Annotated in this window: 6 protein-coding genes; all 6 read right to left on the reverse strand. The window is 72.9% G+C overall.

Annotated elements, in window-relative coordinates; translation table 11 throughout:
• Window positions 1-254: GTA-gp10 family protein (locus E4O86_RS22530; protein ID WP_161142782.1), on the reverse strand; the 254-nt coding region annotated here is incomplete at its 3' end.
• Window positions 254-667 (reverse strand): phage major tail protein, TP901-1 family, encoded by a 414-nt coding sequence (locus tag E4O86_RS22535; protein WP_161142783.1) that lies wholly within the window; start codon window positions 665-667, stop codon window positions 254-256. The genes E4O86_RS22530 and E4O86_RS22535, both read right to left, overlap by 1 nt.
• Window positions 668-679: 12 nt before the next feature.
• Window positions 680-1,093 carry a DUF3168 domain-containing protein gene (locus tag E4O86_RS22540; protein WP_161142784.1) on the reverse strand — a complete coding sequence of 138 codons (414 nt, stop codon included), beginning with the start codon at window positions 1,091-1,093 and terminating at the stop codon, window positions 680-682.
• Complete coding sequence (locus E4O86_RS22545; protein WP_161142785.1) at window positions 1,090-1,437, reverse strand: phage head closure protein; 348 nt, start codon at window positions 1,435-1,437, stop codon at window positions 1,090-1,092. Before E4O86_RS22545 ends, E4O86_RS22540 begins: the two co-directional genes overlap by 4 nt.
• Window positions 1,431-1,991 (reverse strand): head-tail connector protein, encoded by a 561-nt coding sequence (locus E4O86_RS22550; RefSeq protein WP_161142786.1) that lies wholly within the window; start codon window positions 1,989-1,991, stop codon window positions 1,431-1,433. The genes E4O86_RS22545 and E4O86_RS22550 overlap by 7 nt, the downstream gene beginning before the upstream one ends.
• 84 nt (window positions 1,992-2,075) lie before the next feature.
• Window positions 2,076-3,329: a phage major capsid protein gene (locus tag E4O86_RS22555; RefSeq protein WP_161142787.1), complete on the reverse strand. Its 1,254-nt coding sequence runs from the start codon at window positions 3,327-3,329 to the stop codon at window positions 2,076-2,078.
• Window positions 3,330-3,478 lie beyond the last annotated feature (149 nt).

Genomic DNA, 3,478 nt, shown 5'->3' on the forward strand with positions numbered 1-3,478 from the left:
GCGCCGCCTTCGGCGCGCATGGCCGCCACCTCGTCGTCGCTCACCGCCGCGCCGCCCCCGCGCAGGCCCGCGCCCACCACCCGGATCAGGTCGCGCGCCGAGAGCCGGCCGCCCTCGAAGCGCGCGGCGAGCGCGATCAGGTCGTCGGCCGCATAGCTTGCCTCGAGCTCCGCGAGCGCGCCGAGCGTCAGGCAGAGCGTGTGCCGCCGCCCGTCGAGCACGGCGTCCACCTCGCCGCGGTGCCGGTTCGCCATCACGCCGCCTCGAAGGCGAGCGCGCCGGCCGATTCGAGCGCGATCTCGAAGGTGACCTCGCCGTCGTGCTCGCCGGCATATTCGAGCGCGCTCACCTGGAACGGCCCGCTCACGGTTCCGAAATCGGGGATCACCACCTGCCAGGTCCGGATCGCGCCGTCGAAGAAGAGCTCGCGCACGCTCGCATCCGACCCGGCGTCCTTGAAGATGCCGGAGCCCGAAAGCGCCGCGCGCCGGACGCCAGCCCCCTCGAGCAGCTCGCGCCAGCGTCCGGCGCTGTCCGCGTTCGTCACGTCGACGGCCTCGGCATTGAAGGCGAGCCGCCGCGAGCGGAGCCCCGCCACCGTCTCGAAGACGCCGTTCTGGTCGAAGTCGAGCTTCAGGAGCAGGTCCTTCCCCTTCTGCGCACCCATTTCGATACTCCTCTAGCTGGCGGGCTCGATCACGGCCCGGAAGGTCAGGTCGGCCCGGCGGAGCGTCCGGTCGCGCACCTTCTTCGTCTCCGTCGCCTGGTGGCGGAGGTTCACGAGCCGGTGCCCGTCGAGCGCGAGCGGCGCGTCGTGGAGGAGCGCACGGATGCGCTCGGCGATCGCGAATGCCTGCGCGCGTCCGTCCGCGGGCGTGATGACCGCAATGGCGAACCGGACCTCCGCTCCCGCCTCGCTCCCGGTCGACCAGTCGCGCAGGATTGCTTCGTCCAGATGAACGTAGGGGGCGGGCGCGTTCCGCGGAACCGAATCGTGGATGCGCGCGCCGCCGAGAAGGCCCGCGAGCGCCGCATCGCCCGCAAGCGCCGCGAAGGCCGCGGCCTGCAGCGCGAGCGCCGGAGAAGCCGTCATGAGAGGCCCCCGTCCTCTGTCGCCAGGCAGACGAGGAAGCGCCCGTCCTCCTGCGGATCGTGGATCGTGCGGATCGTGAAGAGGCGGGCGCCGAGCCGCAGCCGGTCGCCCGCGGCGATGCCGCTGCGGTGCCGGATCGCGATCCGGTGCGTCACGCGGTCGCCCGGCCCCTCGCCCGCCACGCGCTCCTCGGCCCGGACCGGCACGATCGCCGCGAAGAACCGCGCGGCCTCCGACCAGGCGAGCGCCTCGCCGCCCGCGCCGTCGGGCGTGCGCGTCGCCCGCTCCAGGATCATGCGGTGGCGCAGCCTTCCCGCATGGGTGGCGCCGGCCGCGCTCAGCACAGCCGCACCCGGCGATAGGGCGCGACCAGCTCGCGCCAGCCGGCCGGTCCCTCGGTCGGCCGCTCGCCGAGCACCACCGGCGAGCGGTTCTCGAACCAGTGCGTCGTCAGCATGCGGATCGCGAGCCGGATCGGCTGCGGCACGTCGAGGCCCGAGCTGCCCATGCCGGCCGTGAAGTCCACCTCGTAGCGGACGGGCGGCGGCGACATCTCGGAAAGAAGCGTCGCGGTGCCCTCGGCCGGATCGGCCGCATAGGCCTCGGCCGGGAGCGGGCTCGCCGTCCCGTCTCGGGCGACGGCCCGCACCGCGTCGACCGAGAGGAGCGGCTGCACCGGGAGCTCGATCGCCTCGCCGGCCCGCCAGCAGGGGATCGCCGTCCGCCAGGCCTGCGCGATCAGCACCTGGCGGATCTCGCTCTCGATCGCGATGCGCGCGGCCACGATCAGCGCGCCGACGAACGCGTCCTCGTCATCCGTGTCGAGCCTCAGATGCGCCTTCGCCTCCTCCAGCAGCACGGGTTCGGCCGCCGGGCCTGAAATCAGTTCTCGTCGCATGGGATCTCCTCGCAGATGTTCGGCTCCGCCGCGGACGTCGCCGCCCGCGGCGGAGCCAGGCACGGCCCCAGGGAGGAGCGGGGGTCAGGCCGTGCCGAACTTGACGAGCTTGATGGCGTCGAAATCCTGGACGCCGCCGCCGACGCGCTTGGTCGTGTAGAACAGCACGTAGGGCTTCTGGCTGTAGGGATCGCGGAGGACGCGGACGCCCACCCGGTCGACGATCAGGTAGCCGCGCCCGAAATCCCCGAAGGCGATCGCAAGCGCGTTCGCGCCGATGTCCGGCATGTCCTCGGCTTCGGCGACCGGGAAGTTCATGATCGTGGCGCGCCCGTCGGCGGTCGCCGGCGGCGCCCAGAGATAGTTGCCGTCGCCGTCCTTGAGCTTGCGGATCGCCGCCTGCGTGCGCCGGTTCATCACCCAGTGGGCGTTCTGGCGGTAGCCGGCCTTCAGCGCGTAGATCGTGTCGATCAGCACGTCGGAAGCGTCAGCCGCGGCGAATGCGCCGGAGACGCCGGTGAGGAGATAGCCGATCTTCTCCCAGGCCCAGGCGCTCTCGGCGACGGTCGTGTAGTCGAGGAAGCCGTGCGGCTTGTTGGTGCCGTCGCCGGCGACGAAGGCCGCGCCCTCCTGCTCCGCGAAGGCGGCGTCAACCTCCCCGGCGATCCACTGGTCGAGGTCGACGGCGGCATCCTCCAGCAGCGCGGCCGTCGCCGCCGGCATCGCGTAGAGCTCCATCACCGGATATTGCAGCTCGACCAGCGTCGGCGACGCCGTCTGCGGCCGCGAGGCCGTCTCCGCCACCCAGCCGACCGCCGGGCCGCTCGCAAGGAACGGCTTGCGGTAGACCGAGGACGAGACCTGGCGCACCGAGGCGATCGCACGGATCGGGGAGAGCGCGGCGAGCCGCTTTCCGATCTCGCGCTCCGTCTCCTCGGGCACCAGATAGCCGCCGTCGGCGTCGGTGCCGGCCGCCATCGCCTTGGTCTCGAGCCGCTTCAGGCCCGAGGCCTCGCCGTGGCGGATATAGGCGTCGAAGGCCGCCTTGTGCTCCGACGCCTCCGGCGCCCGGCCCTCGATGCCGAGTTCCGGCCGGCGGCTCTTCAGCGTGAGGCGGTCGAGCGCCCGCTTCTGCTCCTGCAGCGCCCGGTCGATCCGGTCGACCTTCTCCTCCGCGAGCACGTCCGCCGCGCGCCGCTCGAGGGCGTCGAGCCGGGCGTCGTTCGCCTCCCGGAACGCCTCGAAGGAGCGCATGAACTCGTCGAATGCCTGCGCCGTCTCGTAGCCTCCGTCGCCGGCCGACTTCCGTTCCGGCGCGGTCCGAACCTCTTCCGTCATTCCGTTTCTCCTGGTCTAAGGTCGCGCGTGGTCCTTCGCCGCCGCCCCCGCGCGAGAGGCCGCGTCGTCCCGCCCGGCGGCGCCGGGCGTCCGTTTCCGTCGCGGTGGGGCGCTAGCGCCGCATCGCCCGCGCGGCGCTCCGCAGCCGC

The sequence above is a fragment of the Propylenella binzhouense genome, from assembly GCF_009866965.1.
Taxonomy (GTDB): domain Bacteria; phylum Pseudomonadota; class Alphaproteobacteria; order Rhizobiales; family Afifellaceae; genus Propylenella; species Propylenella binzhouense.